Origin of the sequence: Flavobacterium gelatinilyticum (genome assembly GCF_027111295.1) — a bacterium.
GTDB lineage: Bacteria > Bacteroidota > Bacteroidia > Flavobacteriales > Flavobacteriaceae > Flavobacterium > Flavobacterium gelatinilyticum.
In genome coordinates, this window is sequence record NZ_CP114287.1 from 5,377,456 (window position 1) to 5,397,968 (window position 20,513).

Genomic DNA, 20,513 nt, shown 5'->3' on the forward strand with positions numbered 1-20,513 from the left:
TTTGAGTGAGGAGTAGAAGTTTATAGAAATGGAAAAACCTCGATTAAAATCGAGGTTTTTTTATTCATTTTCTATTGATAGCGGAGATTTGTAATCCGTGTACACAAAGTGTATTTTTTTTGCTCTTATTATATCAAATCTTTGCAGGCAAGGATTGCAAATCCGCGCTATCGGGGAATCAGTAGTGGTTATTGTAGGAGAATTATTGTTCATTTATTTCCTTACTTTGTCCAAGTAATGAAAATATAATATTTTTTGTTTCTTCATTGTTAAAGATTTCTCTTATTTTTTCTCTTAAATCTTCTTCATTATTAATCTTGTAAGAAATAGCATTGTATCGTAAATCGCAAGGATAGTATAAAGCACTATGTATTATTGCAAAAAGTTGATAAGAATAATTATTTAGTAAGGGGGCTACAATTTTAAATCTGGTTATAATTTCATTTGTAGAAGATGCACTTGCGCTTATTGATCCATTTAGTAGATTGTTTGTTTTCTCTGATAAAAAATTTGCTTGCTCAGTTAGTATTGCTCTTGGACTAACTATTTTAGGAACATCTTCGAAATCTGGCCATAAATTATTTGAATCACTCATGAGATTTTATTTTAATATTAATTTAAATTTAATAGGCAAATGATCTGAATAAAGATTTTTATTTGGAATTCCATTTCTTGTAATTAAATCTTTTGTCCCATCATTGGTAATTATTTCTAATGATTTTTTTTCAAAATTATCAATTAATGATGGTCTAATCAAAACTTGATCAAAAATATTCCATTCTAAATTAACTAATTCAGCTCGACGATAAAAATAAGTTCCATTCGTTTTACGGGATAAATCGCCAAATAGCCCCCACATAGGATTATAAAAATAATCATAATCAATATATTGAACTTTTCTTTTCTTTTGCTTGGCAATTTTTTGTGACATTGTGCCGTGAAATCCATTTGCTTTTATCATTCCTAATTCAAAAGGATTCATATTAAAGTCACCAATAATGATTGTCTTACTATGACCCGAATTCTTTTCTAAAAGGATGATTTGTTCTCTAAGTTGTGTTGCCATTTCAGACTGACTTTCGCTACTAAAATTACCTTTGTCACCGAGATGTAAACCTACTAAATTTATATCAGATATTGTTGGCAGTGATAATTTTCTAGCAGTTAAGCGATGGGATTCTTCAATGGGGCTAATAAAATTGTAATGAAATTTAGTGTAAATTTTGATTTTAGCACAAAATGAGCTAGGATGATTAGGATAATAATCACTTGAGCTTTCATTTAATTTTAAAAGTATTTCACTTGGACTAGCAGGATTTTCAGCAAGTATTAATATATCTATATCATGATTTTTTACAATATTATTTATTTCTTCAACACATTTTTTGCCATTTGTGTTCCAAAATAAAAAAGATAAATTCATAGTTACATTTTGTATTATGTGTAGTTTTCAAATATATTTATTTTTTTCTACAATTGTAAGAGGATTTTGAATTTAAAACTAAAGGATTTTTTTATTAACAATAAGAAAAGCTATATAAGTTAAAAAAAATGAGGGAATTTAGATATAAAATTGTGGTTGAACCTTTTATTTTCTACTTTTAAAAAAAACAGCCCCCAAATTAATGAGAGCTGTTAAGGCAAATTTTAGATTTGCACTCCGAAGAATGCGTACAGTAATTGGTAATCTACTAAAAAGAAGACTAAACGCAGGTTATTCGTTTATGACATCGCCTTCTTTAGTTTCTTCGCTGGCGATTTTTACCAGTTTATCTTGTGGGTTTAAGTCACCGAAAATTTCGATTTTATCTTCGATTTCTCTTCCTTTTTTAATGTCAACTCTTGTTGCTTTTTTGTTTACTACTTTTACCACATAAATTCCTTCTGCAGAACTTACTACTGCCGATTTTGGAACTACATACGTGCTGTCTTTCGCGTTAAGCGGTAAAAGAACTTCGGCAACCATTCCAGGCAATAAATTTCCTTTGGTGTTGTGAACATCCATTTCAACTCTTTCAGAACGAAGTTTTAAATCTAAAGCGCCAGACATTCTGGTAATTTTAGCTGAGAAAGTTTCTGGCAATGATTTTACATTAAAACTCATTTCGTCTCCTGTATGCAAATATCCTGTGTACAATTCCGGAACAGAAACCGCCAAACGTAATTTAGACTGCTCTTGAATCGTTAATAAAGGCAAATCTGAACCTTTTCCTGCCGGGCCAACAAATGTTCCTAAATTGACATTTCTTGCTGCTACAACGCCATCAAAAGGAGCACGGATTTCTAAATAACCTCTCATAATCGAGATTTCTTTGTGCGCAGCAATTGCAGCCTGGTATTGTGCGTAATCAGAATTTTTCTTTCCGTTCGCCATTTCTAAATCATTTTTAGAAATAGTTCCTTCTACTTTGCTTGTTTCGTACAAACGGTTGTAGGTGCTTTTGCTGGTTGCATAAATCGCTTCCATAGATTTCAATCTAGATTCGGCAGCAGCTAATTGTGAACTGATCTCAGGCGCTTCTAAAACAATTAAAAGCTGTCCTTTTTTTACTTTAGTTCCAATATCAACTTTTAAAGTTTTTACGAAACTGCTCACTTTTGCATACAAATCAACTTGTTGAAAGCCTGTTAATTCAGCTGGTAAACGCAATTCAGTTGTTAGTTTTTCTTTCGATAAAAGGAAAGTTTCAACTTTAGGTTCGATTTCTGGTTTCGCAGTTTCTTCTTTTTTCTTTTCACAGCTGCTTAGTGCCATTAAAGCGGTGAATAATATTGCGATTGATTTTATATTATTTTTCATTTTTTGGTTTTATATATGTTTTATAAGTATATGGAAAGTATAAAAGTTATCGAAGTATTTTCGTGACGATTGTGCTTTCGACTTTATGACTTTCCAACTTTCCAACTTTACGACTTTAATGACTTTACGACTTTCCAACTTTAGACTTACTAATCGATGAGATATAATGGATGCTTTCTTCGTCTTCAGGATCTAAAGAAACAGATTGTGTCGATGTTTTTTCTTGTGCCCATGCAAATATTTGCGGCAAGATCAATAATACGGCAAAAGTAGAAAATAATAGTCCACCGATAACCGCTCTTCCTAACGGAGAAACTTGATCGCCACCTTCTCCGTGTCCGATTGCCATTGGCAGCATACCCATAATCATCGCAACAGAAGTCATGATAATTGGACGAAGACGCAACGCAGCTGCTTCACGAGCCGATTCTAAGGCATTTCCATTTATTTTACGCAATTGCTCGGCATTGGTCACCAAAAGTACGGCGTTGGCAATAGAAACCCCAACCGACATGATAATTCCCATATACGATTGTAAGTTCAATGTAGAACCAGTTAAAGTCAGCATTAATAATGATCCTAAAACTACGGCAGGAACTGTTGTTAAGATTACCAGCGAAACTTTGAACGATTGGAAATTAGCGGCCAACATTAAGAAGATTACGAATACGGCAACCAATAACCCCGTTTGTAAACTGCTTAATGTTTCTGTCAATACAGTACTTAGTCCAATTGGCGTTATAAACAAACCACGTGGCAAATCGCCAAGAGAACTAATTGTTTTGCTCACATCTTTTGATGCCGTACCTAAATCGGTTTGGTAGATGTTTGCCGTAACGGTAATGTATGGCATGGCCCCTAAATTGTCATTTTCACCACTTACAAAGCCCGGTGTAATTTTGGCAACGTCACTTAAAACAGGACGAAGCGAATTCTTTAATACAGGAATTTCTCCAATATCGGTTTTGCTTTTCATTTTGTTTAAAGGTACTTGAACCTGAACAGAATACGATAATCCTGCTTTTTCATCAACCCAGTTATTTTTTTCTGTATAACGAGAAGATGAGGTCGAAGCAACAAGCGAACGAGAAATATCATTCATATCCACTCCTAATTCGGCAGCACGAGTTCTGTCAATATCAATATTCATTGCCGGATAATGAATTGGCTGACCAATTTGTACGTCTCTGAAATACGAAATTGCTTTTAATTTGTCTACGATTTGAGTCGCGTACAATTCGTTTTTCTTTTTATCTTTTCCGGCAACTCGAATCTCGATTGGAGTAGGAGACCCCTGGCTTAAAACTTTATCGGTCAATTCGATTGGCTCAAAAGAAAGTTTCGTATCAGGAAGTACTTTTTTCAATCTTGCTCTAAATTCATCTTTAAAGTCGTCCATGTCTGCCTCGTAGTCTTTTAAACTCACTTGGAAAACCGCTTCGTGAGAACCTGCCATGAATAAATAAATCGGGTTGATCGAGAAAAGGGAAGGGTGCTGTCCCACATATACAGATGTAATTCCGATATGCTCTTTTCCAACCATTTTTTCCAATTCTTTCAAAACAACTCTGGCTTGTTCTTCTGTTCTTTCCAAACGCGTTCCGTCAACCGCACGCATTCTCAACTGAAACTGACTTGAATTGGTTCTTGGAAAAACATCTTTTCCGATGAAATTAATAAACAAAACAGCCACAAGAATAGATCCCGTTAAATAGATAATTGTTGTTGCTTTTTTATGAACAAACAAACGATCTAAAAGCCGCATGAAACGATTTCTGAATTTTTCGAAACCAGATACTTTTCCATCATTGTTGAAATCTTCTCTTTCGACCATATCCTTTTTCTGACCAATTAAATTTTGCTCAGATTCCGGTGTTAATCCGCAGGCATTAAATTCTGCTTCGTCGTCTGTGATGTTGGGTTCGTGTGCATGTTTTGTATGTGCTTTCATCATCCAGTTGGCCATTACAGGTACAAAAGTCTGAGACAATAAGAACGAAATAACCATAGAGAAACCAATTGCTAAAGCCAAAGGCAGGAACAACGCTCCCGGAATACCAACCATTGTAAATGCTGGCGCAAATACGGCTAGAATACAAAGTAAGATCAATAATTTAGGCAAAGCAATTTCCTGACAGGCATCCCAAATGGCGAGTGCTTTTGGTTTTCCCATGTCGAGATGCTGGTGAATATTTTCGATGGTTACGGTACTTTCGTCCACCAAAATACCAATTGCAAGTGCTAATCCTGATAATGACATCAAGTTGATCGTTTGTCCAAATAATTTTAGGAATAAAACCCCGGAAATAATCGAAATTGGAATCGTCATAATTACAATTAACGCCGCACGACGGTCACCCAAGAATAACAATACCATTAATCCCGTTAAAACCGCACCAATAATTCCTTCCGTAATCAAACTTTTTACCGAGTTGATTACATAAACCGATTGGTCAAATTCGTAGGTAATATTTACATCTTCAGGAAGTGTACTTTGAATTTTAGGCAATTCTTTTTTCAATTTTTGAACCACATCCCAAGTCGAAGCATCTCCCGCTTTTGCGATACTGATGTAAACCGAACGTTTTCCGTTTACTAAAGCGTAACCTGCTGTAATATCGGCACCATCTTTTACAGAGGCAACATCGCCTAATTTTAAGTTTTGAACGCCGCCTTTGAATAACGGAATCTGCTCAAAATCTTTAACTTCTTTAATGGTATTATTCGTTGGTGTAATATAGTTTTTGTCGCCCATACGCACGTTTCCAGATGGCGCCGTTTGGTTGTTCAAACGAATCGCCTCTACGATTTGGTCTGGCGTCATATTATGCGAACGCAATAAATCCGGATCAACGTTAATCTCAATTGTTCTTGGACTTCCTCCAAAAGGTGCCGGAGATAATAAACCGGGAATTGCAGTAAATGAAGCACGAACATAAACGTTGGCTAAATCCTGTAATTCGTTGTTTGATCTAATTTTAGAACTCAAAACCAATTGTCCGATTGGAAGAGAAGAAGCATCAAAACGAATGATAAACGGTGGCTGTGTTCCCGGAGGAAAGGCCGCCTGGATTCTGTTCGAAAGCGCACTTAACTCGGCAGCCGCCTGAGCCATGTTCGTTCCTTCGTAATAGGTTAATTTCATAATCATTAACCCCTGAATATTTTTAGTTTCTACCGATTTGATACCGTTCGAGAAAGGTAAAACGTTTACGTAGTTTTTGGCAAAATAAGCTTCCATCTGGTCTGGTGTGTAACCTCCAAACGGATGCGCGATATAGATAACCGGCAAATTCATTTTTGGTAAAATATCTACCTTAATGTCTTTGATGGCACCAATTCCGAAGAAAAATAGACCCGCAACCAATACTAATATGGAAATGGGTTTGCGGAGTGCAAAACGTATTAAATTCATTAGGATTTATAATTAAAATTCATTTATAAATAAGTCAAAATTTCCTGTTGCAGCGACTTTCAGTAAGTACGACTGCCACACATTGTTATTGACAATATCTCGATCGATTTCAGCACGATTTAAAACATACATCGTTTGTGTTAAATCAGTCAAATCAGTTAAACCGTTTTTGTATAAAGTCGATTTTTGAATGTAAGCTCTTTTTGCTGCATCAACCTGAATTGGCGCTTCGGCATAGTTTTCAAGCGTAATTCTGATTTTATCTTCGGCAAAATTCAGCTGCGATTTTAGTTCTCTGTCAGCCTGATTGTATTCTTCCTGCATGGCCTGAGAAACAAATTTCTGAGCGCTTACTTGTTTACTTGAACGGAATGGTGTGGTTAAATTCCACGTAATTCCAACTCCAATTAAATAATTGGTACGATCCGGATTTACGCCATCCCAATAATTTCTCGTATAGGCATTTTGATTGGTTGCATACGAAGAATCAAATCCTGAAGCTCTGGTTTGCAAAACACCAAAAGCACTCATGGTGGGATAATAAAATCTTTTATACAATTTAACCTGCTGGTTGCTGTAATCGATTTTCGTTTTATAGAATTGTAATAAAGGGTGAAGACTGTCTGCAGCAGTTTCTTTCGTTATTAACTCTTTCGGAATCTGCGTTACAAACAAAGTATCTGTAACGAAATCCTGAGGCGCAACACCCATTAAATCGACTAATTTGTTGTTTTGTTCTTTAACGAAGTTTTTAGCCAGGTTTAAAGCAATTTTAGCTTTAGAAACTTCGGCTGTAGCCAATGTAGAGTCGACTCCTGCTAATAATCCGTTTTTAACTCTCGCCGCAGCGGTCTTTTTGAAAACTTCTGCACGGGCAAGATTTTTTTGCTGTGAAATCAGTAATCTCTGGCTTGCCAACAGATTTAAATAAGCAGCCGAAATTTTGATTTCCTGCTGGAATTTTTCCTGCTGTAAATCTTTTTCTTTAGTCTGCAGATCAATTTTAGATAGATTGATTTTTTCTTTTGCTTTTCCAAAAGTGAAAAAATCCCAGTTCATGTTGACTAAATAAAGCGCTCCAAACGCCGAATTCCAGTTTTGTTCAGGAAGAGGTAAACCTGATGAAGCAACTCCTAAACCTCCAAAACCGTAAAGCGGTCCGTTTTGTCCGTTTACAGTTCCGTAATCCTGTTGTGCCGATAAATTTAAATTTGGCAGATAATCACGGCGTGATTGTTTAAGAGTCTCTTTTGAGGCATTGGTGTAATTGCTTTTTGCCCGGATAGAACCGTAGTTTTCAAGACCTGTTTTTACGGCTTCTTTTAAAGACAGGGTTTGAGTATAACCAGCTGAGGCAAAAATCAAAAATAAAATGGTAATTTTTTTGAAATACATAAACTCAAGGTGATATAAAGATGTTTTTGATGAAACAAATTTATTTCTCTTGTGCTGATAAAAGTCATGTTAAGTGATGTGCTGCAGTAGTAAATGACGAATTGAATTGGTCATTTATTAAAAAAGATAATTAAATAATTGTTCGTACTTTGTAAACTATTTCAGAATTAATAATGAATAAAAAGATTGATAACATACTGGATAACAAATGGTGGCAGGAAGTTGCCGTTATCCTTTTCTCCTTTACCATTTATACCTTAAAGAATGACTGGATGCTCATTAGTTCCTTTACTTCAATTTTAATGGGTATATTTTTCTACTGCATTTTATACATGCATGCGCAGTTTAACCGCTTTTTTCTTCTTCCGATATTATTTAATGCCAATAAACCTTTTACATACATCATTTTAACGCTTTTTGGAGTTTTTGTCTTTTCGGTAGTTCTCTACGAAATTACAATGATGGATATGTTTAATAAATGCCATTTGTACCAAAACTCGCATCAAAGAAGTTATGCGTACCAGTTGGCAAGTGTTTTAGGAACTTTGGTCTGTATTCTGAGCCCGATTATTGTTTTTAAGTTTTATCGTATTCACAGAAAACAAACCGATGCAGCTTTACTGTTCAATCAAATGCAGTTGAATTCGTTGAAAGGACAATTAAATCCGCATTTTTTGTTCAATACTTTTAATACACTATACGGGATCAGTCTGGAATTTCCGGACAGAACGCCTGATTTGATTATGAAGGTTTCGCAGTTAATGCGTTATCAATTAGAAAGTAACAGCAAACAATGTGTTTCTTTAGAAGACGAACTGGAATTTATAAACAGTTATGTACAGCTCGAAAAAGAAAGAGTAGGGTATCGCTGCGATATTTCGCTGGATACAAATGTCGATAAGGATTACACGTATAAAATTTCTCCGATGCTTTTAATTGCATTTATCGAAAATGCCTTTAAACACGGAACCTGTGCTATCGAAAAGTGTTTTGTAAAAATTACAATTTCGGTTGAAAACGGTCTGCTTCATCTTCATGTTGCCAATTCAATTCCGAAGAAAACAGATGTGATTTCTACCAAAATAGGCGTGAAAAACACAATCGAACGTCTGAATTTAATTTATGGAAAAGATTATAAATTAGAGATGCATGACGATAAATTAAGCTATGTGGTTGATTTGGAAATACAGCTTAAAAAGTTTGCAGGATGAAAGAAATCAAAAAATGTATCATTATAGATGATGAACCGGCGGCGCATTATGTTCTGGCGAATTATATCAAACAGAATCCGCAGCTTGAATTGGTTTTTCAGGGATATAATGGTATTGAAGCAATGAATTACCTGCGTGAAAATACAGTCGATTTAATGTTTCTGGATATCAATATGCCGGAGATTTCGGGGATGGAACTGCTAAAAATTATTCCCAATCATCCTAAAACTATTTTAACAACGGCTTACTCCGAATTTGCTCTCGAAAGTTACGATTACGGTGTGATTGATTATTTACTGAAACCTATTTATTTTCCGAGATTCTTAAAAGCAATAGACCGATTTTTTTCAACAGAAAACGGAAAAGCCAAAGAAGAAGAAATAGTTGTAAATACTGTAAGTGTAAAAGTCGACGGCTATTTTATCGAAATAGAACTCGATCAGCTTTTGTTTGCACAAAGTTTTGGCAATTATGTGAAACTGCATACTGCAAAAAAAACATATCTGGCTTCGATCACTACCACTGAGTTTGAAAAATGCCTTCCTGAAAAGAATTTTATTCGCATTCATAAATCATATATTGTCGCTTTGGACAAAATTGAAGCAACTGAAAAAGATTATGTTGTGATTAAAAATGAAAAACTGCCCATTGGAATTACCTACAAAAGGGAATTAACCGACAGATTAAAAAAGTAACGCTTTTTTTATAAAATTTTATTTGTTATTTATTTTAAAAGTAATACTTTTAGTACGTTCTTTTTAGGTTGTTTAATTCTAACATTCCGATCATGAAAAGCCTGGTTTTAGCAATAGTTTTGTTTTGCAGTAATTTTTTAACTGCACAAAATAACATCGTTACTCCTCCTGAAAAGGTAAAGATGACGTTTGAAAAAGAATACCCCGGCAAAGTTCCGGTCTGGTCGATGAAATATGTGGGCGATGACGATGATGAAATTCGATATGAAGCAAAATTCAATACAGAAAAGAACACTAAAGCTCTTGCGGTTTATGACAATCTGGGAGTTTTAAAAGCTTATGAGCTGCAGATTTCTATGAGTCAGCTGCCTTTAAAAGCTCAGAATTATTTAAAAAAAAATTATTCTCCGGCAGCCATTAAAGAAATTGTTGTTGTAGTTGATGATAAGAATAAAACAACGTATGAAGCGGGAGTTGAAAAAAACTCAAAATTTTACGATGTTGTATTTGATAAAAATGGAGGATTTGAGGTTAGTATTGAAAAAGATTAGTGTTATAAGTTCTGATTATTAGTGATTTGAATATTTTTTAAATAAAGTTAAAAATTTTCTTACTTTTAATAAAAAGTAATGTTTTTATCACATACTTTTGCGCTTTTAAAATTAAAAATATTAGCATGAAAAATCTTTTTCTATTTTTTGCTCTTTTATACAGTAGTTTAATTATGAGCCAAAAAGGTATATTGGTTCCTCCTGACGGCGTTAAAGCTGCTTTTGAAAAACAATATCCTAAAAAAAATCCTGTCTGGTCGATTGAGTATGGGAATAGTGATATGGATACCAGATTTGAAGCGCAATTTAAGACCACAGGAAAAGCAATTGGATATGCGCTGTATGATCAAAATGGAACATTTAAATCGTATAGAGAACTAATTCCATACGCGAAACTGACTAAAGAGGCGCAGGTATATTTAGATGCAAATTACCCGATTAAAGCAGCTGGGAAATCAGGGCCAAAATCAAAAAAATCAAAGTCTAAAGCCAAACCAGCATCTCCGGCAAGAATTGTTTATTCTATTGTTAACGCACAAAATATAACTAAATATGCGGTTGCAATAAAAAAAGACAAGAAAAACTATAATGCTATGTTTGACCAAGATGGGAAATTTTTAAAACTGATTGAAATTCAATAATGTATACTTACTAATTCAATTATATCTAAATGACAAACCCGATGAGTTTTTAATACTTATCGGGTTTTGTTTTTTAAATTAAAAGTTTATTAAAGCATCATACCTCCAGAGGCTTCGATTCTTTGTGCATTTATCCAGCGGGCATCTTCTGTACATAAAAAAGCAACTACACCGCCAATATCGTCTGGAAGTCCAACTCTTCCTAAAGCGGTTACAGAAGCAATCTGCTGGTTCATTTGTTCATTGTCGCGAACAACTCCGCCTCCAAAATCAGTTTCAATAGCACCGGGAGCAACTACGTTTACCCTTATTTTTCTGGTACCTAACTCTTTTGCCTGATATTTTGTTAAAGTCTCTATTGCACCTTTCATAGAAGCATAAGCGGCGTAACCAGGAAAAGAGAATCTGGCTAAACCGGTAGAAATATTTACAATACCGCCGCCGTCGTGCATTACATTAAGCCCTTTTTGAGTTAAGAAAAAAGGCCCTTTAAACTGAATATTGGATAATTGATCAAACTCAGCTTCTGTTGTTCCAATGAAAGAATTATGAATGCCAATTCCGGCGTTGTTTACCAGAAAATCAAATTTATCTGTGTTGAATGTATTTTTTAAAGTTGTTTTAACTTCTTCATAAAAGGTATCAAAAGTTCCTGAATCGGCAACATTTAATTGTAACGAAGCAGCTTTTTGACCTAAACTTTCAATTTCTTTAACCACAGTATCAGCTTCTTCTTTTTTACTGTTGTAAGTTATGATTACATCAAGTCCTTTTTTTGCAATTGCTATTGCCATGTTTTTTCCTAATCCTCTGCTTCCTCCCGTTACCAGAGCTATTTTTGTATTTACTGCCATTTTTTTAATTGTTAATTTGTGAAATGTAATATGTGAAAATGTAATATGTGAAAATGTGAAATGTGAGATGTAAATTTTAAGATGTAAATTGTAATATTGGATATTTATCATTTAACAATTTACCTCTCACATTTTACAATCAGGAATGCATTGCATTAAAATGATTTCTTAAATCTTCTGCGCTTGCGTTTAATCTTGTTTCGCTTGTTCCGAAGGTAAGTTCTTGTTTTCCTTCTTTCAGTTGTTCGAAAATAGATTCGATAAAACTGCTTACGCTTGGATGTGCGTCGTGAAGTCCAATACCGCCTAAATCAGTGTTTAGTGCCGGCGGAATAATTTCGACTACTTCAATATTTTTTTCTTTTAATAAATGACGAAGTGAAAGTGTAAACGAACGGAAAAAGGCTTTTGTAGCCGAATAAACCGGAACTTTTGCAAATGGTGAAAATGCCAGTCCGGAAGTGGTATTCATTACCGTTTTAAGCGTTGGTAACTGAATAAATAATGAAGTTAAATGCAAAGGAGCTTCAATATTTGTAGTAAGCTCATTTTTCATGTTTTCATAAAAATCAGCATCTGTTATCGTCATCCAGTTTTGAATTCCGGCGTTGTTTACCAGAACATTTAAATCTGGATGATTTTCTTTGATCCATTCGTAAAGAGAAACACGTTCTGCTTCGAGAGACAAATCGCATACTTTTGCGATAATTGAGGGAAATTTTGCTTTTACTTCGTCTAAAAGAGCAGCTCTTCTTCCGCAGATAATTACCGTATTGTTTTCCTGAATAAATCGTTCGGCAAGTCCAAGTCCGATACCGCTCGCACCGCCGGTAATTAAAATTTTGTTGTTTGATAAATTCATCTTTTTCGATCTTTTAATTTGGTGAGACAAAGTTAGAAACGAAGCAGTGCCGGAGAATTGTAAATATCAAACCGATGTTTGCGAAATTCAAATCACATCAATTTAAATTCCAAATTCCAAAAACTTGAAACTTGAAACCTGAAACCTGAACCCTGAAATCTTAAACTTGAAACAAAAAATTAACTCCTAAAAGCAAGAGGCGTAAAGGATGTTTGTTTTTTAAAAAAATTAGAGAAATGTGCCAGTTCTTCAAAACCAAGGGAATAGGCAATTTCAGAAATATTCCAGTCTGTCTGCTTCAATAATATTTTGGCTTCGTTTGTTAAACGCGAACTAATTAATTCGGTAGTGGTTTTTCCGGTGCTTTCCTTTAAAACCTTATTTAAATGATTGACATGTACAGATAATCGTGCAGCGAAATCTTTTGCGGTTCTTAATTCCAAACGCTGGCGCGGTGATTCAATTGGAAATTGTCTTTCCAGTAATTCAGCAAATAAAGAAGAAACTCGCGCTGCAGAATTATGCTTTGAATATAAAGCAGTTATAGGCTGTAATTTCTGCCCGAAGTGGATTAGCTCCGCAACATAATTTCGGATTAAATCGTATTTGTAAATATAATCGGAGTTGATTTCTTTTTGTATTTTATTGAAAATCAAAGCAGCTTCTTCGACTTCTTCATCAGATAATTGAAAAATAGGATATCCGTCTGAAGCAAAAATAGGAAGTTCATCCAAATCGATTCCGCTTTTGTTTTTTGATAAAAATTCGCTGGTAAAAACACAAAACTGCCCGCCTTGATTGGTGTCCTGAGGTAAATAATTGTACGGAATTTTGGGTGTTGCAAATAACAATCCCTGTTTTTCGATTTCGATTACTTTATCGGCATATTCTGCTTTGTTATGACCTCGAATCAAACTGATTTTATAGTAGGCTCTTCGGTCATAAGGCATCCCGGGTTTTCCCTGCATACGCTCCAGAAGTTCTTTTATATCAAAAACATTGAAATGTCCAATTTCTTTCTGAATATCATTTGGAAGAAGAGAATTGGGTTCAACAGTAGAACCTTCGGTTATGTCTTTGTAAAAGGAATCCAGAGATTTCATATAGTAGTGAATTGTAAAATTCAAATATACGAAAAAAAATAGGATTGGTTTTTAGGTGTTTCAGGTTTAAAGTTTCAAGTTGGGTTTAACCGCAATCCCGATAGCCATCGGGACGCTAAGAATTACACAAAGCACGCAAAAGGTTTTTGGTAAGGTGAATTGGTTCGCTATGAAGCGAAGGCACGAAGTTTTTTTACATGCGTTGCTGTATAACCTTTGCGAACTTTGCGAAACCCTTGTGTCTTGCGGTTAAGAAAAATTTAAAACAAACTTCCCTGTACAAATTCAGGTTGTGAATTTCCGTTAAATGAAAAAGTATCAATTACAAAAAACTGCTTTTTTACAGGGTCTAATTCTCTTAAAACAATTTCTTTGCAGAGAAAATTAATGTGTATTGTAGTAAATAACTGTGATGCAATTTTAAGATTTTCAGAAGTCAGCTTTCTGCCGATACTCATATGCGGATCGTCACTTTTTTTGAGTTTTAAAGATTTAAGGGTTTCCTGAATCTTTTTCACGATGGGTTTTAGATTGTTTTTGGATTCTTTGTTTGGAGCTATAAAAAACGCTCCGGCATTATCATAGGAACCAAAATGATCTAAATATACCTGAGATGGAGTAATAGTATCACTGATTTTAAAAAGCTTTTGTTTGATTGCAGCGATTTGAGAATCATCGATTGTGAATTCACAGATTGTTATATGTGCTGTAGAATTACAGCTGTTGTACCAATCGATTTTACTTTTTAAATAATCCTTCATTGTTTTGACGGCATCAATAACTTCTTGTGAAGGATAAATGGCAACTGAATACTTTTTCTCCATTATTAGGGCTTTGACTTACACAAATTTAGAATTTAAATTGTGCAGTCAAAGCAGAATAAAAATAATCTTTTCCTGATCCGGCTTCTTTTAAAAATGGCCCTGCGTTAAACCAGGCTCCTTCAATTGAAACAGTTAAAAATGAATTCACGTTATAATCAAAATTGGCTATTAACTGCGTACCAATAAAACGTTCTGTTGTGTTTTTTCCGGAATATAATAACTGCATGTTTGGTGCGTATAATCCATCTTGGATGGAACTTCTCCAGAAAACATCGTAATCGATTCCGAAACCTAATTTTTCAGTTAAATCAAATGCAGCAGAAGGGTGGATGTCGATTAAGTTTGCAGGACCAATTAAACCAACCAAACCAAAATAAGCACCTTTTGGATACAACGGATTAAAGGTCTGCAATTGGTTATCATTACTATTTCTATCTCCTGAAATGAATTCGGTTTTTAAACCAATTTCAGGTTTGAATTTAACGGAATCAAATGTATAAGAGGTATTTGATGAAAGTGTCCAGGCAGAAATGTTCTGCGAATTAATTGTTCCGAATTGGTATAATCCTTCAAAATCATATTTCCAGTTTCCTTTTGTTTTCCAGATTCTGGTTCCAACAGAATGTCTGGTTTCTTCACCAACTGCATTAGCAAAAACAGCGCGGTCTTTCCATAAACCTAAATAATACAAATCGATATTCTGAACAAAAGGCACCTTGTGAATTACGGTATAACTTCCCCAAAGTTTGGCTTTTTCATTAAAAACATCATTAAAAACACCTGGTTTATTGGCAGCGGGATGAGAATAAAAAGCATCTGTCTGCCAGTTTTTGTTTTTAAAGAAAAGTTTCAGTCCGTCGAAAGCAATTCTGTTATTTGGACGTTCGCGCACACTAACCAAACGTTGTGAACCGTATGCGATTTCTTGTCTCCCGGCTCTAAAAGTTAAAAGCTGCTCTTTGTTTTGAATTAAATCAATATCTAAAAAAGCCTGATGAAAATCCAATTCGTTTTCGTCTACCGGACTTGGATCGATTTTACTGTTGGCAAGACTGCTTTGGAATTCAATAAAAGTTCTGAATCTTCCTAAACGAACATTAGCATTCAATAAATATCTCGAAAGTAAATAGCCGTCTCCGCCGGATGTTTCGTCTCCCCATTTGTCATTTACGGTATAAAAATATTGTTCTCTGATTTCACCGCCTATTGAAGCGTAGAATTTATCGTTTTTCCCTAACGGAATGTATTTGATTTTCTCGTATAAGTTTTTCGTCGAATCGGTTTTTAGATATGAGAAATCATCCTCATATCGCAGCTTTTGGAAAACTGGTTTTTGTTGTGCATTTGCAGAAAATAAGATTCCCAAAAGCAACAATAGTAAGAATGTGTTTTTCATTTTATTTATTTTTTTTGATATCCTCCAAAGTAATTTACCGGACTCCAGTCTGGAATTGCTTTTGGTTTTTCGTTTGCAAAAGTTCTAAAGTCATTGTCAGCGTAAATTACTTTTCCGTTTACGACTGTCAGTTTAGATTCGATGTTTAAGATTTTTTCTTCAGAAGTTGTAAAATAATCGTCAGAAAGAATCGCGAAATCGGCTAGTTTGTCGGCTGTAAGCATTCCTCTGTCTTTTTCGATATTGATGAGTTCTGCGCTTCCGTAAGTGAATAATTTTAAGGCTGTAGTTCTGTCTACAATATTTTCGTCATTCATATATTTTAATCCGCCTAAAGTTTTTCCGGTTGTCAGCCAGTACAAACCAACCCACGGATTGTAACTTGCCACACGGGTTCCGTCTGTTCCCATTCCCACTTTAATTCCTAATTCTAAGATTTTCTTTAACGGAACTGTATTCGCTGCAGCCGTTTTTCCATATCTTTTAATAAAACTTTCGCCCTGATACGCCATTCTATGCTGAATTGCCAATCCGCCGTTTAAAGCTTTAATGCGTTTTAGGTTTTCTACAGAAACCGTTTCTCCGTGATCAAAGAACCATAAAAGTCCGTTTAAAGGTGTTTCTTTGTTGATGTCTTCAATTACGTTTAAGAATCTTGTAATGCTTTCATTATAAGTAGCATGAATTCTAAACGGCCATCTGTTTTTTACCAATAAGGATAAAACTTCTTTTAATTGCCCTTCCATTGCCGGGCTTAATTCTGGTCTTGGTTTGTCGAAGTTTTCAAAATCTCCAGCGCTCATTACCAAATTTTCTCCAGCACCTTGTACATGATATTCTACTTTATCAGAATGATGATCGTCGTCACAGCCTTCGCCAATTTCAACTGTTTTCATCCAATTGGTGTAATCGTTTAATTCGCTTCCTGCTTTTTGTGCAAACAAATAATAAGGCATTCTAATCGTTAAATCACTGTCTTTGCATAAACCATTTGTTACGCCGTAATCATCCGGAAAGTTTTGAAATCCGCCTCCTGCATCCATAATGGCTGTTACGCCCAGACGATTCATTTCGGTCATAAATTGTTTTGTTGAGTTGAATTTTTCCTCTTCAGTCAATTCAGGAAGTTTTGCAAGGGTAGAGTATAAGATAAAAGCATTTGGTTCTGCCACTAATAATCCTGTTGGATTTCCGTTAACATCTTTTTCAATTAATCCTGCATTTGGATTTGGCGTATTGGCATCAATTTTTAAAACGGCTAAACCTGCTTTGTTTAAATAGGCGTGACCGTATAAGTGAAGAATAAAAGCAGGAACATCGCCGGTTGCTTCATTAATTTCTGCTAAAGTCGGCAGTCTTTTTTCTTCAAACTGATAGGCATTCCATCCGCCCACAACACGAACCCATTGTCCTTTTGGAGTTCTTTGTGCTTGTTCTTTCAGCATAGCTAAAGCTCTTTTTAAAGAACGAACACCGTCCCAGCGTAATTCCGTATTAAAGAATCTTCCACCGCGGATAATATGCATGTGAGAGTCGAATATTCCGGGAATAATTGTTTTTCCCTTTGCATCGATTACCGTTGTTTTTTTATCTTTTAATTTTAAGATTTCGATGTTTTTTCCAGTTTTAAGGATTTTTCCATCGGCTACAGCCATAGCCTCAACAATTGTGTTTTTATTATCTAAAGTGTGAATTACTGCGTGATGAACAATAAGTGTGGCTTTTTTATTTTGTGAAAATATAGGAAGAGATATAAGAAGAATAAAAGCTAAAATTTTGAAATTCAGTTTCATAATGGTGGTATTTTAGGTTGGGTTTGGGTAAAAAAAAGACTGTGACTTAACACAGCCTTTTTCTAGAAGTTTTAAATATGCGTCCTGAATTAGACGCTGATTTTATTTTAAGTTCAGATCCGTTTTATCCGCGTTCTATCACAGTTTGTATTTAGTGTTTCAACATTTCGTGAGCGTATTGAACACCTACACCGTAAGCACCACCGTATTTTTTAACTAAATCGGTTACTGGTTTGTAAGTTTCCTGACGAGCCCAGTCACGTTGTAATTCTAATAAATATTGTAATGAAGTTATTGGATGAGCACCAGCCTGAACCATACGGGTTACGGCCATTTCGTGAGCTTCTTTAGAAATGTCACCGCTTGCATCTGTAATTACATATACATCATAACCTTCGTTGATTGCTGATAATGCTGGTCCAACGATACAAACACTTGTCCATAAGCCTCCAAAAACTAATTTCTTTTTACCTTTTGCTACAATTGCTTTATGAGCAGGAATATCTTCCCAAGTGTTCATTGATGTACGATCGATATAGTTTGAAGTTGCCTGAGGATAAAATTCTTCGATTTCTTTAAAAACAGGTCCGCTGAATGATTTTTCTGCTACTGTTGTTACAATAGTCGGCACTTTAAAGATTTTTGAGGCTCCTGCTACTAATGCTGTGTTGTTTCTAAGCTGATCAATTGGAATGTTGCTTACTGCAAAGGCCATCTGGCTTTCATAATCGATCAATACTAAAGTATGGTTTGTTGGATCTAATTGTGCCGGACTTGGTTTTTGAGCGAATCCGATAAATGTTACTAATACTAAAACTGCTGTAAGGATTAATTTTTTCATGATAATTTGATTTTGTTGTTAATTAAATGGGTTTAAAATATTTTTAATGTTTGATTTTCAGTGTTTTGCATTCAAATTAAATGCCTTGTTTGTAATGTATTGATTTTTAAAAGGTTGTTCAGAAAAGGTCATAGTGATCCTTGCGATATATCGTTATTAAAAATTGGATATTCGTTAAAAAGAATTACGTTATGCTTTTAATGAAAATTTAAAAGAGAAAAATGCTGGTACCTATATTTTTCCTTTCAGGTGTAAGCGATGGAGAATTTCTGATTTTAATAAACCGCTTCCGCCGCCAAAATGTTCGATTACTTCTGTGTCTGGCTGTTGTTTTAAACAAAATGAAGTAAACTGTTTTTCGACATGATCTTCGATTCCGGAACTCAAAAGTACAATGTCGATTTTGTGATTCTGAAAGTATTCCTGAGCTTCCTGCTCGTTATTGAAAGCAACTGCGTTCCAATCTTCGTAAGCATTTACAAGGCGAAGTAAAATAGCCAGTATCGCTTCGTTTTTTCCAAGTAATAAGAATTCAAGAGTTTTCATTTTTTTTAGTTTCTGAGGTTCTGGGTAACTGAGTTTCTAAGTTTTTTACTTTGAAAATTAGTTTTGACAGAACTTCTAATTTACTTTACAAATTTATTTTTTTCATTTTTGTTTCAACTTAATCTAGAATAAGAAAAGATTTTAAGGTTTCTCTTCCATTTTATTTCAGTTTTTGACAGAACTTGTAATCTACTCTGCAAATTTATTAGTTTCGTTTTAGCTTTAACTTAATCTAGAATAAGAAAGGTTTTTGATGTTCTAACCTTGTTAGTTTTTAAGTTTTTCTCTTCTATTTTAATTTCAGTTTTTGACAGAACTTGTAATCTACTCTGCAAATTTATTAGTTTCGTTTTAGTTGCAGCTTAATCTAGAATAAGAAAGGTTTTTGATGTTCTAACTTTGTTAGTTATTAAGTTTTTCTCTTCTATTTTATTTCAGTTTTTGACAGAACTTATAATTTACTCTGCAAATGTATAGACTAAAACTTTCCGGCTAACTTAATGTAGGACAAGAAGTGATTGATGGAGAAATAAAAAGCCTCAGATTCTTATTGCATCCAGATTGATTTTGAATTTTTGTGGTGTAAAACCGTAGAAGTTCTTAAATGCAGCAGAGAAATGCGAGACATCTTTGTAACCGCATTTATATGCCACTTCGCTTACGGTTATGGTTTTGTTCTGAAATAAATATTTAGCACGTTCCATTCTTAGTTTAATGATATAGCTTTTAACCGTTGTTCCAAAACAGATTTTAAAGCCCTTTTTGAGCTTAAACTCATTTAGCGAAATCATTCTGGAAAGTTCAGGCAGAGTGGGAGCGTGTACATAATCTTTTTCCAGGATTAATTTGGCTTCGTTTAGTTTGATGTATTCTTCTTCGTCGATGTGATCTTTTTGTTGTTCCTGAATTGTACTGGCTTCAAGCTGATGAATTAAAAGTTCTTTTACTTTGGTTTCTATAAACATTTTCTTCAATGCACCTTTGCGTCCGCAGTTTTTAATTTCTGAGATAACCCATTGAATAGATGGTGTAAACGGTATGTATTTTGAAGTTAGATAACCGGATTTTTTAAATAAAATGTTTTTAGAGAATTTCTCATGAAGTTTCCAGTTTTCATTAATAAGATTATGATAAAACGCTTTTGAGAATATGATTGCCAGATAGTTTACCTGTTCAAATGCCGGAATTTTGTACGCTGCTTTAAAATTGGTTGTATAGAAAATATTATGCGTGTTTTCGCGCAGATATTTCTCGGCTTCCAGCTGATCAATTTTGGTTTCGATATTGCTGCAGCTTATAAAATCCATTACGACGCATTCTTCGTTAATTTCGAATATTTCGGTCTGCGGTTCCGAAAAACACATCTGAGTATCAATTAACACCATTCCGTCAGTCGATAGAATATGACTTTTTATTTCTTCGAATTCTTTGTTTTTTATGTCGATATTTTTCTCAGTCAGGATACTTTTCGGATCATATTGGTCACAGATTTCGATGTTGATAATAGGCTTTTCGTGCGTTAGAATTTTCGATTTGATTTTCAAAATTTAATCCGTTTTTACAAAATAATAATCCGTTTTTCCCTA

General features: G+C 34.5%; 18 protein-coding genes. 4 read left to right on the forward strand and 14 right to left on the reverse strand.

What is annotated here, in order from left to right:
* Positions 1-202: 202 nt before the first annotated feature.
* The 5 genes from OZP11_RS23270 to OZP11_RS23290 all read right to left on the reverse strand — a co-directional run bounded on the left by OZP11_RS23270 (position 203) and on the right by OZP11_RS23290 (position 7,610).
* Positions 203-595 carry a hypothetical protein gene (locus OZP11_RS23270; RefSeq protein ID WP_281232872.1) on the reverse strand — a complete coding sequence of 131 codons (393 nt, stop codon included), beginning with the start codon at positions 593-595 and terminating at the stop codon, positions 203-205.
* A gap of 6 nt (positions 596-601) precedes the next feature.
* Positions 602-1,423 carry a hypothetical protein gene (locus OZP11_RS23275; RefSeq protein WP_281232873.1) on the reverse strand — a complete coding sequence of 274 codons (822 nt, stop codon included), beginning with the start codon at positions 1,421-1,423 and terminating at the stop codon, positions 602-604.
* A gap of 291 nt (positions 1,424-1,714) precedes the next feature.
* On the reverse strand, positions 1,715-2,800 hold the full coding sequence (locus OZP11_RS23280; RefSeq protein ID WP_281232874.1) for an efflux RND transporter periplasmic adaptor subunit: 1,086 nt from the start codon (positions 2,798-2,800) through the stop codon (positions 1,715-1,717).
* Positions 2,801-2,924: 124 nt separating this feature from the next.
* On the reverse strand, positions 2,925-6,215 hold the full coding sequence (locus OZP11_RS23285) for an efflux RND transporter permease subunit (RefSeq protein WP_281232875.1): 3,291 nt from the start codon (positions 6,213-6,215) through the stop codon (positions 2,925-2,927).
* A gap of 12 nt (positions 6,216-6,227) precedes the next feature.
* On the reverse strand, positions 6,228-7,610 hold the full coding sequence (locus OZP11_RS23290) for a TolC family protein (RefSeq protein ID WP_281232876.1): 1,383 nt from the start codon (positions 7,608-7,610) through the stop codon (positions 6,228-6,230).
* A 173-nt stretch (positions 7,611-7,783) separates the two neighbouring features.
* On the opposite strand from OZP11_RS23290, the gene OZP11_RS23295 reads away from it, so the two are divergent.
* The 4 genes from OZP11_RS23295 (at position 7,784) to OZP11_RS23310 (ending at position 10,708) form a co-directional block, all read left to right on the forward strand.
* Entirely contained in the window at positions 7,784-8,821 is a 1,038-nt protein-coding gene (locus tag OZP11_RS23295; RefSeq protein ID WP_281232877.1) for a sensor histidine kinase, read from the forward strand.
* A complete protein-coding gene (locus OZP11_RS23300; protein ID WP_281232878.1) occupies positions 8,818-9,516 on the forward strand; it encodes a LytR/AlgR family response regulator transcription factor in 699 nt (232 codons plus the stop codon). Before OZP11_RS23295 ends, OZP11_RS23300 begins: the two co-directional genes overlap by 4 nt.
* Positions 9,517-9,608: 92 nt before the next feature.
* Positions 9,609-10,067 carry a hypothetical protein gene (locus OZP11_RS23305; protein WP_281232879.1) on the forward strand — a complete coding sequence of 153 codons (459 nt, stop codon included), beginning with the start codon at positions 9,609-9,611 and terminating at the stop codon, positions 10,065-10,067.
* 125 nt (positions 10,068-10,192) lie between these two features.
* Positions 10,193-10,708: a hypothetical protein gene (locus OZP11_RS23310; RefSeq protein WP_281232880.1), complete on the forward strand. Its 516-nt coding sequence runs from the start codon at positions 10,193-10,195 to the stop codon at positions 10,706-10,708.
* An 89-nt stretch (positions 10,709-10,797) separates the two neighbouring features.
* On the opposite strand, the gene OZP11_RS23315 is transcribed toward OZP11_RS23310, so the two are convergent.
* The 9 genes from OZP11_RS23315 to OZP11_RS23355 form a co-directional block, all read right to left on the reverse strand.
* Entirely contained in the window at positions 10,798-11,562 is a 765-nt protein-coding gene (locus OZP11_RS23315; protein ID WP_281232881.1) for an SDR family oxidoreductase, read from the reverse strand.
* Between the two features lie 139 nt (positions 11,563-11,701).
* Entirely contained in the window at positions 11,702-12,424 is a 723-nt protein-coding gene (locus tag OZP11_RS23320) for an SDR family oxidoreductase (protein ID WP_281232882.1), read from the reverse strand.
* Between the two features lie 179 nt (positions 12,425-12,603).
* Positions 12,604-13,527: a helix-turn-helix domain-containing protein gene (locus tag OZP11_RS23325; RefSeq protein ID WP_281232883.1), complete on the reverse strand. Its 924-nt coding sequence runs from the start codon at positions 13,525-13,527 to the stop codon at positions 12,604-12,606.
* 260 nt (positions 13,528-13,787) lie between these two features.
* A complete protein-coding gene (locus OZP11_RS23330; protein WP_281232884.1) occupies positions 13,788-14,351 on the reverse strand; it encodes a 2'-5' RNA ligase family protein in 564 nt (187 codons plus the stop codon).
* Between the two features lie 25 nt (positions 14,352-14,376).
* Complete coding sequence (locus tag OZP11_RS23335; RefSeq protein WP_281232885.1) at positions 14,377-15,747, reverse strand: alginate export family protein; 1,371 nt, start codon at positions 15,745-15,747, stop codon at positions 14,377-14,379.
* A 5-nt stretch (positions 15,748-15,752) separates the two neighbouring features.
* On the reverse strand, positions 15,753-17,540 hold the full coding sequence (locus OZP11_RS23340) for an amidohydrolase (protein ID WP_281232886.1): 1,788 nt from the start codon (positions 17,538-17,540) through the stop codon (positions 15,753-15,755).
* Between the two features lie 151 nt (positions 17,541-17,691).
* Positions 17,692-18,381, reverse strand: coding sequence for a hydrolase (locus tag OZP11_RS23345; RefSeq protein ID WP_281232887.1), 690 nt, complete (start codon positions 18,379-18,381; stop codon positions 17,692-17,694).
* A gap of 231 nt (positions 18,382-18,612) precedes the next feature.
* Positions 18,613-18,927, reverse strand: coding sequence for a response regulator (locus OZP11_RS23350; RefSeq protein WP_281232888.1), 315 nt, complete (start codon positions 18,925-18,927; stop codon positions 18,613-18,615).
* A 539-nt stretch (positions 18,928-19,466) separates the two neighbouring features.
* Positions 19,467-20,471, reverse strand: coding sequence for a helix-turn-helix domain-containing protein (locus OZP11_RS23355; RefSeq protein ID WP_281232889.1), 1,005 nt, complete (start codon positions 20,469-20,471; stop codon positions 19,467-19,469).
* Between the last annotated feature and the right edge of the window lie 42 nt (positions 20,472-20,513).

Bases quoted from the DNA above. Each gene is read 5' to 3' on its own strand.
- OZP11_RS23275 (WP_281232873.1), bottom strand. From the start codon at position 1,423: ATGAATTTATCTTTTTTATTTTGGAACACAAATGGCAAAAAATGTGTT.
- OZP11_RS23280 (WP_281232874.1), bottom strand. From the start codon at position 2,800: ATGAAAAATAATATAAAATCAATCGCAATATTATTCACCGCTTTAATG.
- OZP11_RS23285 (WP_281232875.1), bottom strand. From the start codon at position 6,215: ATGAATTTAATACGTTTTGCACTCCGCAAACCCATTTCCATATTAGTA.
- OZP11_RS23350 (WP_281232888.1), bottom strand. From the start codon at position 18,927: ATGAAAACTCTTGAATTCTTATTACTTGGAAAAAACGAAGCGATACTG.
- OZP11_RS23315 (WP_281232881.1), bottom strand. From the start codon at position 11,562: ATGGCAGTAAATACAAAAATAGCTCTGGTAACGGGAGGAAGCAGAGGA.
- OZP11_RS23320 (WP_281232882.1), bottom strand. From the start codon at position 12,424: ATGAATTTATCAAACAACAAAATTTTAATTACCGGCGGTGCGAGCGGT.
- OZP11_RS23325 (WP_281232883.1), bottom strand. From the start codon at position 13,527: ATGAAATCTCTGGATTCCTTTTACAAAGACATAACCGAAGGTTCTACT.
- OZP11_RS23335 (WP_281232885.1), bottom strand. From the start codon at position 15,747: ATGAAAAACACATTCTTACTATTGTTGCTTTTGGGAATCTTATTTTCT.
- OZP11_RS23290 (WP_281232876.1), bottom strand. From the start codon at position 7,610: ATGTATTTCAAAAAAATTACCATTTTATTTTTGATTTTTGCCTCAGCT.
- OZP11_RS23300 (WP_281232878.1), top strand. From the start codon at position 8,818: ATGAAAGAAATCAAAAAATGTATCATTATAGATGATGAACCGGCGGCG.
- OZP11_RS23310 (WP_281232880.1), top strand. From the start codon at position 10,193: ATGAAAAATCTTTTTCTATTTTTTGCTCTTTTATACAGTAGTTTAATT.
- OZP11_RS23340 (WP_281232886.1), bottom strand. From the start codon at position 17,540: ATGAAACTGAATTTCAAAATTTTAGCTTTTATTCTTCTTATATCTCTT.
- OZP11_RS23330 (WP_281232884.1), bottom strand. From the start codon at position 14,351: ATGGAGAAAAAGTATTCAGTTGCCATTTATCCTTCACAAGAAGTTATT.
- OZP11_RS23295 (WP_281232877.1), top strand. From the start codon at position 7,784: ATGAATAAAAAGATTGATAACATACTGGATAACAAATGGTGGCAGGAA.
- OZP11_RS23305 (WP_281232879.1), top strand. From the start codon at position 9,609: ATGAAAAGCCTGGTTTTAGCAATAGTTTTGTTTTGCAGTAATTTTTTA.
- OZP11_RS23345 (WP_281232887.1), bottom strand. From the start codon at position 18,381: ATGAAAAAATTAATCCTTACAGCAGTTTTAGTATTAGTAACATTTATC.
- OZP11_RS23270 (WP_281232872.1), bottom strand. From the start codon at position 595: ATGAGTGATTCAAATAATTTATGGCCAGATTTCGAAGATGTTCCTAAA.